Annotated in this window: 18 protein-coding genes and 1 riboswitch; of the genes, 6 read left to right on the plus strand and 12 right to left on the minus strand. The window is 67.0% G+C overall.

Features of this window, described 5'->3' with window-relative positions:
- Positions 1 to 44: 44 nt before the first annotated feature.
- The 6 genes from EI73_RS10410 to cobA all read right to left on the minus strand — a co-directional run bounded on the left by EI73_RS10410 (position 45) and on the right by cobA (position 5,399).
- Entirely contained in the window at positions 45 to 578 is a 534-nt protein-coding gene (locus tag EI73_RS10410; protein ID WP_034386528.1) for a GNAT family N-acetyltransferase, read from the minus strand.
- A 90-nt stretch (positions 579 to 668) separates the two neighbouring features.
- Positions 669 to 1,112 (minus strand): hypothetical protein, encoded by a 444-nt coding sequence (locus EI73_RS10415; RefSeq protein ID WP_034386531.1) that lies wholly within the window; start codon positions 1,110 to 1,112, stop codon positions 669 to 671.
- Complete coding sequence (locus EI73_RS10420) at positions 1,105 to 1,974, minus strand: folate-binding protein YgfZ (RefSeq protein ID WP_034386534.1); 870 nt, start codon at positions 1,972 to 1,974, stop codon at positions 1,105 to 1,107. Before EI73_RS10420 ends, EI73_RS10415 begins: the two co-directional genes overlap by 8 nt.
- Positions 1,975 to 2,125: 151 nt before the next feature.
- Positions 2,126 to 3,223: a glutamyl-tRNA reductase gene (gene hemA / locus EI73_RS10425; RefSeq protein ID WP_034386536.1), complete on the minus strand. Its 1,098-nt coding sequence runs from the start codon at positions 3,221 to 3,223 to the stop codon at positions 2,126 to 2,128.
- The gene (locus EI73_RS10430; RefSeq protein ID WP_231557319.1) at positions 3,220 to 3,789 is read right to left on the minus strand and encodes a bifunctional precorrin-2 dehydrogenase/sirohydrochlorin ferrochelatase; all 570 of its coding nucleotides are present in this window, start codon (positions 3,787 to 3,789) and stop codon (positions 3,220 to 3,222) included. The genes hemA and EI73_RS10430 overlap by 4 nt, the downstream gene beginning before the upstream one ends.
- 83 nt (positions 3,790 to 3,872) lie before the next feature.
- Positions 3,873 to 5,399: a uroporphyrinogen-III C-methyltransferase gene (gene cobA, locus EI73_RS10435; RefSeq protein ID WP_034386539.1), complete on the minus strand. Its 1,527-nt coding sequence runs from the start codon at positions 5,397 to 5,399 to the stop codon at positions 3,873 to 3,875.
- Positions 5,400 to 5,480: 81 nt separating this feature from the next.
- On the opposite strand from cobA, the gene dnaE reads away from it, so the two are divergent.
- From dnaE to EI73_RS15955, 5 genes are all read left to right on the plus strand, one after another.
- Positions 5,481 to 9,449 carry a DNA polymerase III subunit alpha gene (gene dnaE / locus EI73_RS10440; protein WP_034386540.1) on the plus strand — a complete coding sequence of 1,323 codons (3,969 nt, stop codon included), beginning with the start codon at positions 5,481 to 5,483 and terminating at the stop codon, positions 9,447 to 9,449.
- A gap of 150 nt (positions 9,450 to 9,599) precedes the next feature.
- Positions 9,600 to 9,683, plus strand: a riboswitch (cyclic di-GMP riboswitch).
- Between the two features lie 220 nt (positions 9,684 to 9,903).
- Complete coding sequence (locus EI73_RS10445) at positions 9,904 to 10,365, plus strand: hypothetical protein (protein ID WP_156103512.1); 462 nt, start codon at positions 9,904 to 9,906, stop codon at positions 10,363 to 10,365.
- Positions 10,366 to 10,488: 123 nt separating this feature from the next.
- Positions 10,489 to 11,199 (plus strand): molecular chaperone, encoded by a 711-nt coding sequence (locus tag EI73_RS10450; protein ID WP_034386542.1) that lies wholly within the window; start codon positions 10,489 to 10,491, stop codon positions 11,197 to 11,199.
- 14 nt (positions 11,200 to 11,213) lie between these two features.
- On the plus strand, positions 11,214 to 13,385 hold the full coding sequence (locus tag EI73_RS10455; RefSeq protein WP_034386543.1) for a hypothetical protein: 2,172 nt from the start codon (positions 11,214 to 11,216) through the stop codon (positions 13,383 to 13,385).
- A complete protein-coding gene (locus EI73_RS15955) occupies positions 13,367 to 13,831 on the plus strand; it encodes a spore coat protein U domain-containing protein (protein WP_197050758.1) in 465 nt (154 codons plus the stop codon). Before EI73_RS10455 ends, EI73_RS15955 begins: the two co-directional genes overlap by 19 nt.
- Before the next feature lie 133 nt (positions 13,832 to 13,964).
- Here the strand turns inward: EI73_RS15955 and EI73_RS10465 are convergent, their stop codons facing one another.
- Positions 13,965 to 14,207, minus strand: a complete 243-nt coding sequence (locus EI73_RS10465) for a hypothetical protein (protein ID WP_156103514.1) — start codon at positions 14,205 to 14,207, stop codon at positions 13,965 to 13,967.
- Between the two features lie 83 nt (positions 14,208 to 14,290).
- On the opposite strand from EI73_RS10465, the gene EI73_RS10470 reads away from it, so the two are divergent.
- Positions 14,291 to 14,518: a hypothetical protein gene (locus tag EI73_RS10470; RefSeq protein ID WP_034386547.1), complete on the plus strand. Its 228-nt coding sequence runs from the start codon at positions 14,291 to 14,293 to the stop codon at positions 14,516 to 14,518.
- A gap of 139 nt (positions 14,519 to 14,657) precedes the next feature.
- Here EI73_RS10470 and EI73_RS10475 read toward each other — a convergent pair whose 3' ends face one another.
- The 5 genes from EI73_RS10475 to EI73_RS10495 all read right to left on the minus strand — a co-directional run bounded on the left by EI73_RS10475 (position 14,658) and on the right by EI73_RS10495 (position 18,757).
- Entirely contained in the window at positions 14,658 to 15,737 is a 1,080-nt protein-coding gene (locus EI73_RS10475) for a type IV pilus twitching motility protein PilT (protein ID WP_034386549.1), read from the minus strand.
- A 54-nt stretch (positions 15,738 to 15,791) separates the two neighbouring features.
- The gene (locus EI73_RS10480; protein ID WP_034386551.1) at positions 15,792 to 16,376 is read right to left on the minus strand and encodes a hypothetical protein; all 585 of its coding nucleotides are present in this window, start codon (positions 16,374 to 16,376) and stop codon (positions 15,792 to 15,794) included.
- Positions 16,373 to 16,957 carry a 5-formyltetrahydrofolate cyclo-ligase gene (locus tag EI73_RS10485; protein WP_034386552.1) on the minus strand — a complete coding sequence of 195 codons (585 nt, stop codon included), beginning with the start codon at positions 16,955 to 16,957 and terminating at the stop codon, positions 16,373 to 16,375. Before EI73_RS10485 ends, EI73_RS10480 begins: the two co-directional genes overlap by 4 nt.
- 12 nt (positions 16,958 to 16,969) lie before the next feature.
- Positions 16,970 to 17,854 carry an acyltransferase gene (locus EI73_RS10490; RefSeq protein WP_034388096.1) on the minus strand — a complete coding sequence of 295 codons (885 nt, stop codon included), beginning with the start codon at positions 17,852 to 17,854 and terminating at the stop codon, positions 16,970 to 16,972.
- 117 nt (positions 17,855 to 17,971) lie between these two features.
- Complete coding sequence (locus EI73_RS10495) at positions 17,972 to 18,757, minus strand: enoyl-ACP reductase (RefSeq protein WP_034386554.1); 786 nt, start codon at positions 18,755 to 18,757, stop codon at positions 17,972 to 17,974.
- Positions 18,758 to 18,829: the final 72 nt, after the last annotated feature.

The following is an 18,829-nucleotide window of genomic DNA, read 5'->3' on the forward strand; positions in this document are numbered from 1 at the left end:
ATCCCCGCCCGCTCCTCGCCCCCGGTGGTCCCGCCGGGGGTGTTTCATCTCGGTCGTGCCCAGAGGATGAGTTCGCCGTCCTCCATGTCCCAGGCTCTCCCGACCTCCTCGAAGCTCAGCTTTTCCAGCACGCGCCCACTGGCGGGATTGGTGAGGGCGGTCCGGGCCGTGACCCGCCGCACGTCGGGCCGGGCGAGCAGAGCCGTGACGAGCACACCCACCGCCTCCGTCGCGTACCCCTGCCCCCAGGCTTCGGGGTTCAGGCCGTAGCCGATCTCCACGTCGCCCCGCTTGTCGGGGTGGCCCCCGTTTTTGGCACCCATCTGCCCGATCGCCCGCCGGGTCGCCCGCTCGACCAGTGTGGCGCTCCAGGCTTCCCCCTCCGGCGTAAAGGCGGCCAGCCGTGCCGGGAAGAGGGGCAGGAGATCGCCGGGCCAGGCGAGCGAATAGGTCACGGGAAGCGGCCCGCGCGGGGTTGGGACTACAGCGGTAAAGGCGTCGTGGGCGAGGGCGAGCCGCCCTGCGATCACCTCACGGGTAAGGGGCACAAGGAGCAGGCGAGGCGTTTCGGCGTACATCCCGCCCAGGGTAGGGGAGGAACCGGCGGGGTGCGTCGGCCGGATGGCGGAGGCTGCCCTCAACGTGCCTTTTCCGAGTCGTGACAGACCTCAACCTCTCCCAGGCTGCGCCGCTTTCACCCAGCCGGGGATCCTGGCCCGAGCGGCGGCGTAGGCCAGGGCGGCCACCAGCCACAGGGCAGCCAGGGCGGCAGGCTGATGAAGACACACGCAACCCAGCAAAAAGGGCACGGCGGGCGCGGTGGCTGCCTGGATGGCCGCGGTCAGGACGCGCCGGGCGGGCGGCTGCACGGCGTCGCTAACGACCTGGTGGGCAAGGCGCAGGGCGACCCAGGCGAGCAGCGCCCCCAGCAGCACGAGTGCAGCCACCCAGCTGGGGGGCAGCGGTGCGGGCCGGGTCAGCAGGTACAGCGCTCCCAGCGGCAGGCCCGGCGCGGCCAGCACCAGGAAGGCGAACACCTGTGCGCGGCGGGCGGCTCGCGTCAGCTCGGCGGGTGTTCCGGCCCGCAGCTCGCGGACAAAGGCTTCAAGCATCGGCCCTAAGGGCTTGAACGGTCGCGGGGACGCCGCCCACCTGGACGCTGTCCCCCGGCGCGAGTTCCTTGCGCAGCCGGGCGAGACTCAGCCCGCCCGCATGCCGCCCCGCCTGCCCAACCACTTTGCCGCCCTGCGTGACCTCCGCGCGGTCGGGGAGGCCCTCGCCCGACAGGCGCATCAGGTGATACCGAGCGTTCCCGCGGGCCTCCAGCCGGGCCATGATCTCCTGTCCCACATAACAGCCCTTGCGGTAGCTGATGGCCGGGAGGGGGCCGCCCACGTCCAAGCCGACCTCTTGCGGAAGCGTGCCCACAAAGCCGTCCCGCGTCACGTCCGGAATGCCGGCCCGCAGCCGTGCCGTCTCCAGCCGATCGAAGGGCTCCTCCCTCCCCAGTGCGGCCAGCACGTTCGCCTCCTGCTCGGCGAGGTAGTGCAGGTCCACACCGGGCATGCCGGTTCGGTTGGCCCGTCCCCCCAGCACCTGGCTGCCCCCCAGTTCAAAGGCCTGGGCGTCCCCGCCCGCCGGATTCCAGCCGGGGAGATCGGCCTCCCGCCAGACGTGCACGGTCCGCAGCTCGTTGGTCAAGTCCTGGATCTCCACCTGATCGAAGATGATGTACCGCCGCAGCCGGGCCGCCAGCCCGGCGGCCTGCCCTGCGTCCAGATGCAGATACACGTCTCCTTCACGCTTGTAGGCCCGCGCGAAGAACTCGATCTGCCCGCGCACCGTGAGAAAACAGCAGGCAACCACACCCGGTGTCGGTGCGCCGCGCAGATCGTTGGTCATCTGCCCCTGCACGAAGTCCACGCGGTCCGCGCCGGTGAGCCGCAGGGCGCTTGAAGGAAGGCGAGTCCACATGGGAGGCAGGGTAAGGGAAAGGGGGCACGGAATGTGGAAGGTGGGCCTACATCATCCCAACTTGCTCTGCTTCCAGAACACGCTGAAAAGACACCGGATGTTCTTCTTCTCGCTGCGCTCGGGTTCGGCTGCGCCTCACCTGAAGTGGGGATCAGTCGCTTGCCAGCGCCAGCCCACGCCGGACGAGTTGGGCCTCGCGGGTGAGGTGCCAGCGCATCAGCTCAGCCACACTCTCGCGAATGATCGCCTCCGCCTGCGGCAGAGCGGCCCGGCGGCTTTGCAGGTTGCGGCTGACGATGGCCGTGAGGTCGTCGAGGTTGTAGAGGTGGGCACCGGGAACCTGGTTGATCTCGGGATTCAGGATGCGCGGCACGCTGATATCGATCAGGAACATCGGGCGCTCGGGGCGCTGGGTGAGGGCCGCCTGTACCCCCGGTCCGTGCAGGACGTAATGGGGAGCGGCGCTGGAGGCAATCACCACATCGGCTTCGGGCAGGGCCTCGTGCAGGTACTCTGCGGCGCAGGCGCGGCCCCCCAGCCGCTCAGCGAGCTGCCGAGCACGCTCCGCCGTGCGGTTGACCACGATCACGTCCCGCACACCGGCGGCCCGCAGGTGCGTGAGGGTGAGTTCGGCGGTTTCGCCCGCCCCCAGGATCAGGGCGGTGCGGTTTCCCAGGTCGCCCAGCGCGGCCTGCGCGAGTTCGACCGCCGCGCTCGACACGCTGACCACCTTGTCGCTGAGGCCGGTTTCGCTGCGCACCCGTTTTCCGGCCGCGAGCGCCCCCTGCGCGATCTTGTTGAGCAGGGTCCCCGCGAGGCCGCGCGCGTGTGCCGCCTGCCAGGCGCGCTTGACCTGCCCCTGAATCTGCGTCTCGCCGATCACCAGGCTGTCTAGGCCCGCCGCGACGCGGTACAGGTGTGCCGCGGCCTCATCGCCCCGGTACACGTACAGGTGCTCATCCAGCGCGTGTCCCCAGGCCCCCTCAAAGGCGCTCACAGGATCACCCTGGATGCCCGCGAGGTACACCTCCGTGCGGTTGCAGGTGGCAAGCAGCATCACCTCACGGGCGTGCCGGGAAAGGTGCGTGAGGATCGCGTCCTCCTCTCCGGCGCGCACGGCAGCGCGCTCGCGCACCTCAACGGGAGCCGTCTGGTGGTTGAGGCCCACCACGGCGAAATCCAGCGGCGCAGGGGGAAAGACCTGCGGATGTGCCAGAAAGGCGCGGGCAGTGGGACAGGCAAGCGTCACGCGGCACCTCCTAGGGGCAGGGCCAGCGCCGCGCGAATCTCACGGCGCAGGGCGGCAAGCTCGTGTTCCCGTTCGGCGGGCGCCAGGGTGAGCGCGTGTTCACGCCGCGCAGCCCAGGCCTCCACAGCGGCCTCGTCGGGCAACAGGGCCGATACGCGCTCGCTCAGGGCCTGAGCGAGCAGGGGCAGTTCTCGCCCGGTGCTCACGGCAACCTGCACGCTGCCCCGCCGGGACACGGCGGGAAAGCGCAGGTTGCCGCGCCCCGCGTCTCCTGCGTGGTTGACCAGGGCACCGAGCGCGCGTGCATCGGTGGCTACGGCGTCATTCACCGCCGGGTTGTCGGTGGCCGCCACAACGACCCGTCTTCCCTGCACGTCGCTCGGTGCATACGGACGGCACTCTACCTGCACGGGCAGTCCCGCAAAGTCCGGGTGCAGCGTGGGGGCGACCACCGTGACGTGCAAGCCGGCCTCCAGCAGCAGGCGTGTGCGGCGCAGCGCGGTGCGGCCACCGCCCACCACAAGCGCTGCCTCACCAGACAGATCGAGGAAGGCCGCCAGACTCATGGCGCGTAGCATACCGCGCAAAGCCGGGGCGAGCGTCCCCGACCGAACGGTAAGAAGCTGGGCTGGAACAGCATTTTCGCTGCTTAGGCCGAAGTGGTGGGTGCCGGGCGGAGGGGAGCGGCCTGGGCCGCTGCGTCGGCCAGAGCCTCCAGCGTGGCTTCCCGGGCGACCGTGATGCGGCTAAAGCCTGCGGCCCGCGCTGCGTCTGCCGTCTGCGGGCCCATCACCGCCACGGCGAACGCTGTTCCGGCAAGGGCGGCCAGGTGCCGCGCCGCGCTGCCCGAGGCGAGCGTGACCACGTCGGCCTGCCGGAGCCGCTCGAGCTCGGGGGCGCTGAGCGGCGCGGGCTCGGTGCGGTACAGTTCGGCCCGCTCATAGCGCACGCCGCGCGCCTCCAGGGAGCGCTGCAACTCGTCCTCGGCGACCTGGCTGGTGAGGTGCAGCGCCACCTGGCCGGGCTGCACGGGGAGTTCGGCCGCCAGATGCCGCGCCCCCGGCGTTCTCGGCACAAAGTCTGCCCGCAGGCCCCGTTCCTGCAGGCTGCGGGCGGTGCTGGGGCCCACGGCAGCCACCTGCACGCCTGCGAGGTGCCGTGCGTCGAGGTCCAGGCGTTCCAGCTCTGCAAAGAGGGCCTTGACCGCCTGGTTGCTGGTGAGGAGTAGCCAGTCAGCGCTGCCCAGCTCACGCAGCCGGGCCTGGAGTCCCGCCTCGTCCCGGGTGGGGGCAAAGCGGATGAGCGGGACTTCCAGCACCGCTGCGCCACGCGCGCGCAGCACGTCTGCGAGGGCACTGACACCCTCGCGCGTGCGGGTGACGGCGACGGTGCGGCCCGCCAGGGGACCGGCAGGCCGCACATCAAACCAGCGCAGCGTGTTCCGCAGGCGAGCGACCTCCCCGACCACGGTCACGGCGGGAGCCTCTAGGCCAGCCTCCCGCACCTGCTGGGCGATGGTGGCAAGGGTACCCGTCGCCACGCGCTGCTGCGGGGTGGTGCCCCACTGGATGGTGGCGGCGGGCGTGTCGGGGGCCCGGCCCGCGGCCACCAGGTTGGCGCTGATCTCCTCTAGGTTCCGCACGCCCATCAGGAGCACCAGGGTGTCCACGCCCGAGAGCCGCTCGTAGTGCGCTTCTCCCTCCTGGGTGTTGCCGGTCAGAACGGCAAAGCTGCGGGCCGCCCGGCGGTGTGTGACTGGAATCCCCGCGTAGGCAGGGGCAGCAATCGCGCTGGTGACGCCGGGCACCACCTCAAAGGGAATCCCCGCCTGCACGCAGGCCTCGGCTTCTTCGCCGCCCCGCCCAAACACGAACACGTCCCCGCCCTTGAGCCGCGCCACCCGCTTGCCACCGTCCTCGCGGGCCTTTTCCACCATCAGGGCATTGATCTGCTCCTGGGAGATGTACTCGGAAAAGCCCTTTTTGCCCACGTAGATGGTCTCGGCCTGCGGACAGAAGCGCAGCAGCTCGGGGTTGGCCAGGTAGTCAAACAGCACCACGTCGGCCCGCCGCAGCGCCTCGGCACCCTTGAGGGTGAGCAGGCCCGGGTCACCCGGCCCCGCCCCGATCAGGGACACGAACGCGCGGGAAGGCTGGGGAAAGGCTTCGGCCGTCATGCCTCCAGGCTAGCGGGCGGCAGGGGGGACAAATGCGGGGCCGTCACACCGCCCCTTCTGTTCCCGGCATATCCTCTGGGCATGACCGCCGAAGGCGCGCCTCAACCCCATATCCATCTGCCGGACGGCTCCTGCTGCGGCCCCAAGAAGTTCGCGCACCTGCATCAGCACACCCAGTACAGCCTGCTTGACGGCGCGGCGAAACTGGGGGACCTGCTGAAGTGGGTCAAGGAGGTCACGCCGACAGACCCCGCCTGCGCGATGACCGACCACGGCAACATGCATGGGGCGGTGCACTTCTACAACTACGCTTCTCAGCTCGGGGTGAAACCCATTCTGGGCTACGAAGCCTACGTCGTGCCCGGTTTCGGCACCCGGCGTGACAAGAAACCCGGTGTAAGCGGCGAAAAGGGCATCTTTCACCTGACGCTGCTCGCCCGTGACTTCAGGGGCTACCAGAACCTCTGCCGCCTGAGCAGCCGAGGCTACACCGAGGGCTACTACTACAAGCCCCGCATTGACCACGAGCTGTTGCAGGAGCACCACGAGGGCATCATTGCCTTTTCCGGCTGCCTGGGGTCGGAGGTGCAGCAGCTGCTTCTGCAGGGCCGTGAGGACGAGGCCAAAGAGAGACTCTTGTGGTACCGCGACCTCTTTGGCGAGAACTACTTCATCGAGATTCAGGACCACGGCCTGCCCGAGCAGCGAAAGAACAACCCGATTCTCCGGGCCTGGGCGCAGGAACTCGGTATCGGGATGGTCGCCACCAACGACGGTCACTACGTCAAGAAGGCCGATGCCACCGCCCACGAGGCGCTGCTCGCTATCCAGACCAAGGCGACCCTCGCCGACGAGAACCGCTTTAAGTTCCCCTGTGACGAGTTCTACGTCAAGGGCCTCGACGAGATGCAGCGGGCTTTGCCCGTCGCCGAGTGGGGTGAGGAGCCCTTTGACAACACGGCCTACATCGCCTCTCTCTGCAATGTGGACCTGCCGGTGGGCAAAAAGCGCGTGTACCAGATGCCCGCCCTGCCCATTCCCGAGGGCCGCACGATGGCGGAGGAGCTGCGGGTGCAGACGTACCGCGGCGTGGTGAAGCGCTATCCGGCGCACGTCACCGAAGGGCTGCTGCGTGACTACGCGCTGCGCTCGCTGGAGGCCCTAGGGCCGGAGGACAAGGCCAGAGTCCTCGCTCGGGTGGGGGGCTGCGACGCCCGGACCTGCGACCTCGAAACGCTCTACACCCTCCTTGCCTTCATGGGCAGCGAGTGGGAGGCGCGCGGCAAGGCGGCGGGGGAGAAGTACACGCCCTACCCGGCGCTGGCCGGGATGGAGGCGGAGGCCGAGGCTGGTCAGCTTCCCGCCTATGCCTTTGAAGACTGCCGCCGGGCCAGGCAGAAGGACAGCGACACGGCCATCGAACTTGGTCCGCAGGCCGATGCCGAGGAGACGACGCGCGCCCACCACAAGCACGCCCTCACCATCCTGCGCCGCGCCGAGTACGAGCTCTCGGTGATCAACAACATGGGCTTCCCCGACTACTTCCTGATCGTCGCGGACTACATCGGCTGGGCGAAGGATCAGGGGATCAGCGTGGGGCCGGGACGCGGGTCGGGAGCGGGCTCGCTCGTCGCGTACGCCATTCGCATCACCAACCTCGACCCCCTCGAATTCGAGCTGCTGTTCGAGCGCTTCCTCAATCCCGACCGCATCTCCATGCCCGACTTCGACATCGACTTCAACGACGCCCGGCGTGGAGAAGTGATCGCGTACGTGCAGCAGAAGTACGGGGACGACAAGGTCGCCCAGATCGCCACCTTCGGGACGATGGCGAGTAAGGCTTGCCTCAAGGATGTGGCGCGTGTGATGGGCCTGGAGTACGCCAAGGTCGACAAGGTCTCCAAGCTCATCCCGATCAAGTTCGGCAAGAGCTATTCGCTCGAGCAGGCCCGCGAGGCGGTGCCCGACATCGGGCAGATGCTGGAGGCGGACCCCCAGCTCAAGGAGGCCTACGAGTTCGCGCAGAAACTCGAAGGGCTGACCCGCCACGCCTCCGTTCACGCGGCGGGCGTGGTGATCGGCAAAACGCAGCTCACCGACCTGGTGCCCGTCATGCGCGACACGTCCGGTGAGGGCATGGTCTGCCAGTACGACATGAAGGCCGTGGAGGACATCGGCCTGATCAAGATGGACTTCCTGGGGCTGCGCACCCTGTCTTTCCTGGACGAGGCGCGGCGCATTCTGCGCGAGTCCAAGGGGCTGGAGCTGGATTTCGATGCCATCCCCTTCGACGACGAGAAGACCTTCGAACTCCTTTCGCGTGGCGACACCAAGGGAGTCTTCCAGCTCGAAGGCGCGGGCATCGCGGACGCCTCCCGCCGCCTCAAGCCCCGCCGCCTCGCGGACATCATCGCGCTTTCGGCGCTCTACCGCCCGGGCCCGATGGAGAACATTCCGACCTACGTCCGCCGCCACCACGGCGCCGAACCCGTCACCTACGATGAGTTTCCCCACAGCGAGAAGTGGCTGGAACCCATCCTGCGCGAAACCTACGGCATCCCGGTCTATCAGGAGCAGATCATGCAGATCGCTTCGGAGGTGGCGGGGTATTCCCTGGGCGGGGCAGATTTGCTCCGCCGCGCGATGGGCAAAAAGGACGCCGAGGAGATGAAGCGCCAGCGCCAGCTTTTTGTGGAGGGCGCCGAGAAAAATGGCGTGCCGAAAGAGGAGGGGAACCGGCTCTTTGACCTGCTGGACGCCTTTGCAAACTACGGCTTCAACAAAAGTCACAGTGCCGCCTACGGTGTGATTACCTACCAGACCGCCTGGCTCAAGGCCAATTACCCCGTCGAGTTCATGGCGGCCCTCCTCACGGTCGAGCGCCGCGACTCCGACAAGGTGGCCGAGTACGTCTCTGATGCCCGCAAGATGGACGTGCGGGTGCTGCCCCCCGATATCAACCGCTCTTCGGCGGACTTCGCGGTTCACGGCGAGGAGATCCTCTTTGGGCTGTACGCGATCAAGGGGCTGGGCGAGGGCGCGGTTCAGAAGATTCTGGAGGAACGCGAGAAAAGCGGGCCATTCCGGTCGCTGGCCGACTTCTGCTCGCGGCTGGGGAATCGGGTCTGCAACCGCAAGGCGATGGAAGCCCTGATCAAGTCGGGGGCCTTTGACCGCTTTGGCGAGCGCCATCAGCTTATGGAAAGCCTGGAAGACGCGATGGCCTGGGCGCAGGGTGCGGCGGCGCTGGCGAACAGCGGCATGGACGCCCTGTTTGGGATGAGCGAGACCGCTCCCGAGCCGAAACTCCGCACAGGAGTCGAGCCCTACACCGATCTCCAGCGCCTCGCCGTCGAGAAGGAGGCACTGGGCCTCTACATCAGCGGCCACCCCCTTGAACAGCATGAGGGTTTGCGCGAGGCCGCGAGTTGCCGCATCAGCGACCTCGACACCTGGTTTCAGACGCAGAACGTCGCGCCCGGTAAACGTGTCAAGGCCGTGCTGGCGGGCATGGTCGAGAACGTGGTCAAGAAGCCCACCAAGTCGGGCGGCATGATGGCCCGCTTCATTCTGGCCGACGAGTCGGGGCAGACCGAACTGGTAGCCTTTTCACGTGCCTACGAGCGCATTCACGAGAAGCTGGTGAACGACACGCCCGCCCTGGTGATCGTCGAGCTCGAATCGGAAGACGGCGGCCTGCGCGCCATTGCAGAGGAGGTCGTGTCGCCAGAGCAGCTCGCCGAGCTTCCCAAGGTCATGTACGTCACCATCGACCTGGAGACGGCCACCCCCGACGCGGTGGGCGAGTTTCAGAGTGTGCTGGACGAGTACGCCGGGTCCATGCCCACCTACCTGCGCCTAGAAACCCCCGAGCAGTTCGTGCTGTACGAGCTTGACCGCAAGATGGGCAGCTCGGAGGCTATCCGGGCGTTGAATGCCACCTTCCCCTGGGCCAGGGCCTACCTCGCCTACGACCAGGGCACCATTCTCAGCCGCTTCGCGCCCAAGCCGCCCGCCTGGGGGCAAAAGGGACGGGGGATGCAGGCGTAACCGCAACCGTCCAGAAGCGAGCGTGGCCCACTCCTCGGCCACGCTTTCTTTTGCCTTTCCTTGAGAAGGACGTGAGAACGCCTTGAGTATCGCGTAAGAGATGTGTAAGAGCCGCTGCGGCATCTTTCAGCCACCAGAGCAAAGTTGCCCTGGCGAAACGAAGCGATGAACTCTGTTCGGTAATCCGGGCACCTAGAACAGAGGGAGCTAGTGGTGCGACCCCCGACCTCGCCCTGTCCGTCACACGCCGAGTGTGGCGCAACTTGGCAACCCTCAGCAAGGAGAGTTTCACACAACTGCACATTGCTCGTTTTGTGCCTTCCGTTTCCGGCAGAGCAAGCCCGACGCCTGCCCCTCCTATGCCTGGGGTTGGGAAGCGGCGCGGCCTAGGCGCCGCCTCCCGGCTCGTTCTCTCCCTGCTCGGTAAGAGCAGCTTCCTTTCACGAGGTGTCCTATGAAAAAGCTCGCGATGGCCCTGGCCCTGATGGGTGCTTCTTTCACCTCCGCCGCTACCGTTACGGCTGGGCAAACCACCGGCAACACCGAGGACTTCACCATTACGGCAACGGTTGGCGACTCCTGCACGCTTTCGCCCCTGGGCAATGTCACAATCTCCGGCACCCTTTACTGGACGGGCACGACGGGGGGCACGGGGAGCACCAGTACGACTGTTACTTGCAACGCTGGGGCGAGCTACAACCTCTCTGTCGCGGACACCACGCTCTCCAACACTGACCCGACCAAGACGGGTTCGCTCAACGCGACCATTACTATGGGGGCGACCAGTGGTGACGTTTATGGGGCAACTGGCCTGACCCAAACCATCAATGTGAGTGTCGAGAAGCCTGACCAAACGGATGCGGCCGGCACTTACACGGGGACCGCAACCGTCACCTTGGAAGTTGTCGCTCAGTAACTCTCCTTCTCACAGGAGCACTCTCCCCGGGTGCTCCTTTTTGCCGAAGCTGTTTGGCCCTCCCAAATGAGACTTCTTTTTTCTGGCCCTTTCCTCCTTTCCTCTACCCCTACAGGAGAAGACATGCGTTTCATCCTTCCTTCCCTTCCTGCTCTCCTTCGCCTGTCCCTGCTGGGTGTTGTCCTCCCCTCGGCCCAGGCGGCTACCTCCCTCTCCTTCGCTCCCATCTCCCTGAAACTCGAAGGCAACCAGCGCAGCACGCAGCTCACCGTTCGCAACACGTCCCATCAGCCGGCTTCCTTTCGAATGGAGCTCGCGAGCTGGACGCAGGACGGCGAGGACAAGCTCGCACCGACACGGGATGTGATCGTCAACCCGGCGACGTTCCGGCTGGCCCCCGGACAAGAACAGACCATCCGCTTTGCGCTGCGTGGGGCGCCGTCCAACACCGAGAAAGCCTACCGGGTGTTCGTGCAGGAACTGCCCTCTACTCCTGCCCAGGCGCAGGAGGCCAACTCCATCCAGCTCACTACGTTGTACCGCCTCAGCCTGCCCTTGATGGTGTTCCCCAAGAATGCGGCGGCACAGCCTCAGTTTGCGCTGGAACGCTCCGGCACGGGGACGTTCGTGGTGGCGCGAAACACCGGGAACCGCTACGCGACGCTGACCGACCTCGAACTCTCGGCGGGCGGGCAGAAGACAAAGGTTCCGGCCTTTAACCTGTTAGGTGGTGGCTCGCTGCGCTTTCCGGTACCCGGCAACGCGGCGGAGGTAGGCCTGAGCTTCACCCAGGGCGGCCAGCTGCGGCAGCTTACGCTGCGGGCGAATCCTTAGGGCAGGGGCCTGCAATGGTGGGGCGTTCACGACGAATACAGGGACTGCTGCTGCTCACGCTTGGCCTAAGCGGGGTCGGGCTGGCACAGGGTTCGCTGCCGGAGCCGGCTTTCCCGGTGGCCTCGGGCCCGGAGACTTCCGACTGCCTGCCAGGTGAGCCGTTCCTGGTTCAGACGACGGTGGGCGGCTCGGACCGGGGGGTGCAACTGGTGTACCTCGCGCCGGAGGGACTGTGGCTGCCCGGGGCGGCGCTGCTCCCGTCCGAGCGGGGATATGTGGCGGGGCGACAAGACTGCGACGGTGAGGCCTATGTGCGGCTGCGCCCCGAACTGAAGTTCAGTCTGGACCGGCTGGGGCTGACGCTGGCGGTGGAGGCAAACTTCACCCTTTTGCCGTCCAGCACGCACACGGTGGAGATTAGGCCCCTAGACCTCTCCAGTGACCTCGCGCTGTTTCGCGTGCAGTACGATGCCTACGGCGAGTGGAACGGGCCGCAGAGCGCGGGGCGCGAGTGGGGACAGGTGCGCGCGCAGTACCTGCGGGGGCCGCTGAGCGTGGAGGCTGGGTACGCGCAGCAGTATGGTGGCAGCGCCTTCCGTCACACCCTGTCCGCCGGTGCCGACCTGCAGCTTGCCCCGGACCTGAGCGCTGGCGTGTTCTGGCGGGGAGGAAGCGTGCCGCAGACCTTCGGGGTGCGGGCCTCCCTGCTGAGCGAACGGGCGGCGGAACTCCCACCCATCGAGGTAAACCTCCCCACGGACAGCGACGTGGAAGTGCTTTTGGACGGCCAGACGGTGCAGTCGTTCCCCGCCTCCGCAGGACACCTGACCATTCGCGGACTGCGCCCCCGCAGCGTGCAGGGGACGGTGGAGGTTCGCTGGCGCAACGGCACTCGTCTGGAAACCCACCGGCAGACGTATGTCCTGCAGAGCCTCGTGCAGCCCGGCAGCTTTGCGGTAAGGGGCGAGGCGGGTTGGATGGTGGGGACCGGGGTGACCTTCCGGGCGGCGGGCAGCGTTCTGGTCACTCCGGACTTTCAGATGCAGGGCACGGCGGATGTAGCGGGCCGAAACGGGCGGGTCACGGCCAGCGCCCAATGGTCCGACCCCCGGCAGAACCTCAACTTTGGTGTGGCGCTGGGCTGGCAGGGTGACCTGGGGCTGAAGCAGCAGTACTCGGCCCGCTACAGCCGGGTGCTGGGGCCGAATCGCATCGGCGTGTACGGCGCCTTGACACCGGGAGACGCCTCCCGGTCGTGGGTGGGCGTGGATGGCAGCGCGTTCCTGGGGCGTGGGGTGTCCGTGCTGGGACAGGCGGAGTACCACTTCGATCAGAGCGCGGTGGGGCGGGCCAGCCTGCAGTGGCAGGCTGAGAGCAGCACCACATTCCTCGCCTATGCCGAGGCCAGCACGGCTGGGCGTTACCGCATCGGTGTGCAGGGCCGCTCCCTGCTCGACGCCAAGAGTACCCTGACCGCTCGCACGGAGGTGGGTTCGGGCCGTCCGGCCAGCAGCCTGGAGTACACCCGCATCCTGGGTCAGGACCGCCTGCGGCTCCAGTACACCAGTCCCCTTGACCTCACCGCCAGCTACGAGTTCAATCGCCCTGCGGTCACGGGCAGCGTTACGGCCAGCAGTGGGGGCCTCGTGGCGGGGCGCGTTGCGGGCAGTGTGGTCTGGGTGGGTGGGCAGACCAGCGCCTCCGCCAATCTCGACGACGGTTCTGCCCTGATCCTTCAGACGGGGTTGCCCGGGGTCCCCATTGAGGTGGACGGGCGACCCCAGGGCACCACGAACGCCAGCGGCGACATTGTCCTCACCGGCCTGCGCGTCGGGAAACCCATCCGTATCCAGGTGAACGAGGATGATCTGCCCATCGAGGTGAGTTTCCGCCAGAGCAGCCTGAGCCTTACGCTGGAGCGCCCCGGCGTCTCCCGGTACGACTGGCAGGGCAACTTCATTCGTTCCCGCTGGGTGCAGCTGCGCTGGTCCCCCAGCGAGGTGGCGGCCTACGCCACCCTAGAACTCCCCGGCGGTCAGCTCTTCTTCGCGGATGAGGCAGGCAAGGCCCTCGTGCCCCCCCTAGAGGCCGCCGCGGGCGTGCTGCGCGAGGAGGACGGCTCCCGCCGCTGCGCGGTACGCCTGGACCTGACCTCGGAGGTGATTCCGTGCGAAAAAGAATTCTGACGCTGACCCTGCTGGGGGTAACTGGACTGGCTCAGGCTGCCCCCAGCTGCACGCTGACCCCACTCCATATCTCTAGAATCGAGTACACCTGGACACTGCTCGGGGGAGTAGAGGCGACGCGTTCGGTTGCTAGCGTGACCTGCTCCTCTGATACAGCAATCACCGTGAGGGTAGACCTGGCGCTCACAGGAGAGACGCGTTCCCTCACCGGACAGGGGACAGCGGCTGGGTCGGCCCTGGCCTACTCGCTTCTCCTGCCCTCTGGCCTGGTCTGGGGGGATGGCACTGGGGGAACGGCTCTGTACAGTCAGCAGCTCAGCGTGAATGGCACGTCCTCCGCCAGCGCCGAATTCACGCCCACCCTCCGCATTGCGTCTGGTCAGCGTGTCCCCGCTGGGACGTACTCCGGTACCCTCACCATGACCATGACCGTTACCGCACCCTGACCAGGCTTTTGTCTCAACCCAGTTCAGGGTGAACGGGCGCGGTGACATGACGCGTCCGTGAGGTCAACAGGGCCAGGACCACGCCATTAAGGACTGCGCGTCCCTAAGCCCCTTTCGCAAGCGGCAGCGATCTTCACACGGTATCGCGGTGATGACTGCGGTGTTCAGTGCCCCACTGGCGTTCCACGTCCGTGACCCCGTTCTGTACGAGGTTGCTGAAGGCTAAGACGGCCATGCCTTCTCTTTGACGTTGTTTTTGAGGGGGACGAGGTACCTGGACCACCTGGGCGCTGAAGCCGCGTTCGGTGGAGGCGTTCAACGTCAGCAGCCAGTTGGAGCCCAAGACGGCGGTGATCGTCTCCAGCAGTTCCCCCATACCTTTGGCCTCGTGTCGTCCCGCCTGGCCCTCTCGCTCACTCCCCTTGAGCACCTTGCCCTTTCCGAGAGGACGAGCTTCTCATGCGCCCCAGGATGTTGGGCTTTGACCCCGGCCAATCGGGCGGTCTGGCGCTGGGCGAGATGGTCGGCCAGAGACCAGAAGAAGCGGTAGATCAGGGCCTGTTGCGGTATGCGGTCCAGCGCGAGGTGACGACACAGCACCTCGCGCTACCCTTGCAGCTATTGAGAGAGCGCCGGGATGTTCTCTGGTCTGGACAGGAGGCCAACCAGGACGACCGTCCAGAGTGATGCCCATAATGGATGCGCTTCTGGTCACGCCCATTGGGAATCTGGGTTCAAAAGGGCCGGGGGCTGAGGGGGCACCCCACAACCTCCCATCAGCCCGTTTCCCTGCCCTCAGTCAAGAGAAAAGCCTGTAAGGCCTTTTCTAGGCGAACTTTTGCCGCATCAGGCTGATCCTGACCTCGTGGGGGCTGGTGGCGGCCTGAAGGGCGTCCGCCTCGCTCAGGAGGCCCTCTTGGACAAGACGAGCGAGATGCTGGTCAAAGGTGTGCATGCCGTGCAGGCCGCCTTCAAGCAGCGCCTGTTTGATGTCGTCGGTGCGGTCCGGGTCCTTGAGGCAGTCGCGCACGAGTGGGGTTCCCAGCAGGATTTCCATGCCCAGCACTCGGCCACCGCCCAGGCGGGGCAGCAGGCGCTGGCTGACCACGCCGACAAGGCTTTCGGCCAGGCCCAGGCGAATCTGGTCGCGTTCGTGGGGGGCGAAAAAGTCGATGATGCGGTTGACGGTCCGGATGGCGTCGAGGGTGTGCAGGGTAGAAAACACCAGGTGACCGGTCTGCGCGGCGCTTAGAGCGGCCTCCACGGTTTCTTTGTCGCGCATCTCGCCGATGAGGATCACGTCCGGATCCTGGCGCATGGCCGCGCGCAGACCAGAAGCGAAGGTGAGGGTGTCCGTGCCCAGTTCTCGCTGGGAGACCATGGCTTTTTTGTCGCGGTGCAGGATCTCGATGGGATCTTCTAGGGTGACGATGTTGACGGCCTGGGTGGCGTTGATGTGGTCGATGAGGGAAGCCAGGGTGGTCGTTTTGCCGCTCCCGGTCGGTCCGGTCACGAGAATCAGTCCCCGCTCGTGGGCAGCAAGTGCCTCGAAGGTGGCGACGGGCAAGCCCAGCTCAGCGAAGCTGGGAATGGGCTTTTCCTCGATCACGCGCATGATCAGGCCGATAGAACCGCGCTGGTAGTAGGCGTTGACACGAAAGCGGGCCAGTCCGGCAACGCCATAGGCAAAGTCCGCGTCACGGCGCATCCGGAAGTCGTCCCACTGGCCGGGACGGCTCATCATCTCGCGGGCAAAGGCCTCGACGTGTTCTGGAGCGAGGCGATCTTCGCCGAAGCGCACGATCTCCCCATTGACCCGGGCCGCGGGCGCGCTGCCCACCCGCAGGTGAATATCGCTTGCTCCTGCTCTCACCATAACGCCCAGGAGGGCCTGCAAGACGCTCATGCCGGTGACTCTAGCGGTCCGGCTCTTACAGAACTCTGGGCGGGGGCAGCTCGCCTACTCGCCCAGCGCCGGGTGTTCTTTGGCGCCGCGCAGCCGGCGGCTTTCGATGTCCGCGTGTTGGGTCAGGTAGCGCAGCCAGCCCTTGGGGGTGAGGGGACCGAGGCCATTGTGCTCGACGGTCGTGCCCTCGGGTGGGGGGGCGTCGTGCAGCCTCCAGGCGAGCTCGACCGTCTGCGCGCGCGTCTGTGAGAGGAGCGCTTGCAGCTCGCGCAGGGTGGTCCCCGCGCCGGGCTTGTAGGGGTGATGCTCGTCCCGGACAAAAGCCTGCTGGCCCAGGGCTACCCGCAGCCGGTTTTGTCCCCAGCGCTCGATCCCGATGATATGGGTCAGAATTCCCCGGTTCACGTCCGTATCGGCGGCGCGGGCCGCCCGCTGCGCGAGCAGAATGCCGCTGCGTTCCAGGCTCTGTCCGAGTTCTGCGTAGCTCATGCGACCGGCGGGCCGCTCCAGCGCCTGGGCGACGAAGAATTCCTTCACGTCATCCCTGCGGTAGCGGGCCATGTAGGCGGCTCCAGCGGCAACGCCAACGGTGGCGACCGTCACCACCGCAGGCACAAAGACTCTGCTGCGCTTGCTCATGGACTCAGTGTAAGGTTTGCTGCTTCGGTGGTTCCGCCGGGCGTTCCGATCAGCCGTACCCGCGAGTCAGCAGCACAGGGCAGCCGGTCAAGGAGCATCAGCGGGTGCGCGAGCGTGTATTCGGGCAGGCCGAGCCCCAGACCGCGCGCGCCCCAGCCGAAGCCCTTACTCAGCCTTCCCCCGCGGCGGTCCGCAGCTACGCAGGCAAGGACCGCTGCCTGCGCCCCCTCCGGCCTCAACGTCGGTTCGCCCACGGCGCTGAGGTGAGACAGGGCTGCTCCCGCAGGGTCGATGAGACGCCAGTACCAACCCTCCCTCTGCTGGTGGGGCACATACAGGGTGATTCCCGCCGCCAGCGCGAGCTTGCGGAGCGGCAGCAGGGCCCGCTCTGGTCCCACGATCAGGGTGTGTAGCCCCGCCACCTCGGGATGGGTGAGGAGGTGCCGCGCCGCATCCCTCGCTCGGACGAAGTTGGGGTGATGCCCGTGCGGCGGAAGGGGAAAGGCCGCCACCCGGGTGGCCGCCAGACGGTTCCACATCTCTTCACGAAACGCTCCGGCGCTGGTGGCTTTCTGCGGCATGCGCCCGGAGCTTTAGCTCTCGCCCATCTCTTTGGGGGTGGGCCGACGGGTTTGGTTGGGTGTGGGGTCGGGAAAGGCCGGGTTGGCCTTGCGCCCGGGGTCGTGCGGATGGGTGCGGGCATCCACCTCGTAGGGCTGCGGATCGCGCAGTTTGTAGCGGGTGATCTTGGCGGGCACGCCCATCGCGATGCCGTGTGGGGGAATGTCGCCGCGCAGCAGGGCGTGGGTGGCGAGCATCGCGTCATCACTCACCACGCTGCCCGCCAGCACTGTGGAGTGATACGTGATGCGCGCGCCCCGGCCGATGACGGTGCGGCGCAGCGTCACGTCCGGGCCGTCGAGCACGGAATGGGTGTGGCTGTAGATGTTCACGTAGTCGCTGATCGAGGCGTTGTCGTGCAGCTCGATCCCGCCGATGTCGTCGAGCAGAACGTAGCGGTGTACGACGACGTCGTTGCCCACCTCCATGTTGTACCCGACGCTGAATTCAACGTTCTGCCAGCACTTGAAGTTGCGCCCCACCCGTTTAAAGATCCGCTCGGCCAGCACCCGCCGCACCGGAATTCCGGTGACCGGGTTCTGGCCGATGGGGGTGAGGTCGAGGTTTTTCCACAGCCACAGCAGCGGCTTGACCCGGGTGAACTTCTCCGGGTCGGTCGCCATGTAGTACTCGGCCTCAAAGGTCACGTTGCGCGCGTCAAGGTTCAGGGCCGCGAGGGGGGCATCCGCGAGGAGCTGCTCGTACGGGCGGCCGTACATCGCTTGCGAAAGCACCTCGCGGGCCAGGACAAAGCGGTCCGTGGCCGGGTCCGCAAGGCGGGCCTCCAGGTCACGCAGAAACTCGTCAAATGCCGCCTGCGCGCTAGGGTCAATGCTCACCGGCTTCAGCCACGTCACGTCCGCCACTGTAGCGCGCGCCTTGCCCCGAACCGCGCCTTCTCTCACCAGCGACATAGACACCTGAAGAACGGCTCAGGAAAGGAGCGGTCCGGGTGCGGGACAGGGCGCAGGCGGTCACTCCAGCGGCATGGTCATGATGCTGGCCCCGGCGTCCACGTAGACCGTCTGCCCGGTGACGCCGCTGCCCAGGTCGGAGAGCAGGAACAGGCCCAGCTTGCCGACCTCCTCGGGGGTGGCGTGGCGGCCCAGGGCAGCGCGGCGGCCCGCCTCGTCGTACAGACCGCTGAAGCCGGGAATCGAGCGGGCCGCGACGGTCCGCATGGCTCCAGCGCTGATGGTGTTGACCCGGACGCCCCGCTTGCCCAGGTCGCCGGCCAGGTAGCGGGTCGCGGCCTCCAGCGCGGCTTTGGCCACACCCATCACGTTGTACTTGGGCACCACCTGCTGTGAGGCGTGGTAGGTGAGGCTCACCACGGCGCCGCCCTCGCGCAGCAGCGGTTCGGCGTGTCGGGCCGCACTCACCAGCGTGTAGGCGCTGACGTTGAGGGCCGTGTTCCAGTCCTCCGCCGTCGTCTCGATAAAGCGGCCCTCCATCGCGGAGCGCGGCGCAAAGGCGATGGAATGCACCAGGTAGTCGAGGTGCCCGAACTCCTCGCGGACGCGGGCAAAGAGGGCCGTCATGTCCGCCTCGCTCGTCGCGTCCGCCTGCTGGATCCAGGTGCCCGGGTGCCCGGCGGTGAGCTTTTCCAGCTCGGGTTTGAGGCGCTCGCCCTGGTAGGAAAAGCCCACCCGGCAGCCCGCGGCGAGAAGCTGCTGGGCGATGGCCCAGCCCAGGCTGCGGGCATTGGCGACGCCCATCACCAGGGCGGTCTTGCTGGACAGATCAACAGTCAAGCTCATGGTGGCGACTGTAGCAATGTCGCGGCGGGAAGTGCTGAAGTGGGTGCAAACGGCGGGCCCACTCCGCGCCTG

The sequence above is a fragment of the Deinococcus sp. YIM 77859 genome (assembly GCF_000745175.1).
Classification (GTDB): domain Bacteria; phylum Deinococcota; class Deinococci; order Deinococcales; family Deinococcaceae; genus Deinococcus.

What these genes read in the sequence shown, in the direction of transcription:
- EI73_RS10410 (WP_034386528.1), bottom strand. Translation starts at nt 578, where the DNA reads ATGTACGCCGAAACGCCTCGCCTGCTCCTTGTGCCCCTTACCCGTGAG.
- EI73_RS10415 (WP_034386531.1), bottom strand. Translation starts at nt 1,112, where the DNA reads ATGCTTGAAGCCTTTGTCCGCGAGCTGCGGGCCGGAACACCCGCCGAG.
- EI73_RS10420 (WP_034386534.1), bottom strand. Translation starts at nt 1,974, where the DNA reads ATGTGGACTCGCCTTCCTTCAAGCGCCCTGCGGCTCACCGGCGCGGAC.
- EI73_RS10430 (WP_231557319.1), bottom strand. Translation starts at nt 3,789, where the DNA reads ATGAGTCTGGCGGCCTTCCTCGATCTGTCTGGTGAGGCAGCGCTTGTG.
- cobA (WP_034386539.1), bottom strand. Translation starts at nt 5,399, where the DNA reads ATGACGGCCGAAGCCTTTCCCCAGCCTTCCCGCGCGTTCGTGTCCCTG.
- dnaE (WP_034386540.1), top strand. Translation starts at nt 5,481, where the DNA reads ATGACCGCCGAAGGCGCGCCTCAACCCCATATCCATCTGCCGGACGGC.
- EI73_RS10445 (WP_156103512.1), top strand. Translation starts at nt 9,904, where the DNA reads ATGAAAAAGCTCGCGATGGCCCTGGCCCTGATGGGTGCTTCTTTCACC.
- EI73_RS10450 (WP_034386542.1), top strand. Translation starts at nt 10,489, where the DNA reads ATGCGTTTCATCCTTCCTTCCCTTCCTGCTCTCCTTCGCCTGTCCCTG.
- EI73_RS10455 (WP_034386543.1), top strand. Translation starts at nt 11,214, where the DNA reads ATGGTGGGGCGTTCACGACGAATACAGGGACTGCTGCTGCTCACGCTT.
- EI73_RS10465 (WP_156103514.1), bottom strand. Translation starts at nt 14,207, where the DNA reads ATGGGGGAACTGCTGGAGACGATCACCGCCGTCTTGGGCTCCAACTGG.
- EI73_RS10470 (WP_034386547.1), top strand. Translation starts at nt 14,291, where the DNA reads ATGCGCCCCAGGATGTTGGGCTTTGACCCCGGCCAATCGGGCGGTCTG.
- EI73_RS10475 (WP_034386549.1), bottom strand. Translation starts at nt 15,737, where the DNA reads ATGAGCGTCTTGCAGGCCCTCCTGGGCGTTATGGTGAGAGCAGGAGCA.
- EI73_RS10480 (WP_034386551.1), bottom strand. Translation starts at nt 16,376, where the DNA reads ATGAGCAAGCGCAGCAGAGTCTTTGTGCCTGCGGTGGTGACGGTCGCC.
- EI73_RS10485 (WP_034386552.1), bottom strand. Translation starts at nt 16,957, where the DNA reads ATGCCGCAGAAAGCCACCAGCGCCGGAGCGTTTCGTGAAGAGATGTGG.
- EI73_RS10495 (WP_034386554.1), bottom strand. Translation starts at nt 18,757, where the DNA reads ATGAGCTTGACTGTTGATCTGTCCAGCAAGACCGCCCTGGTGATGGGC.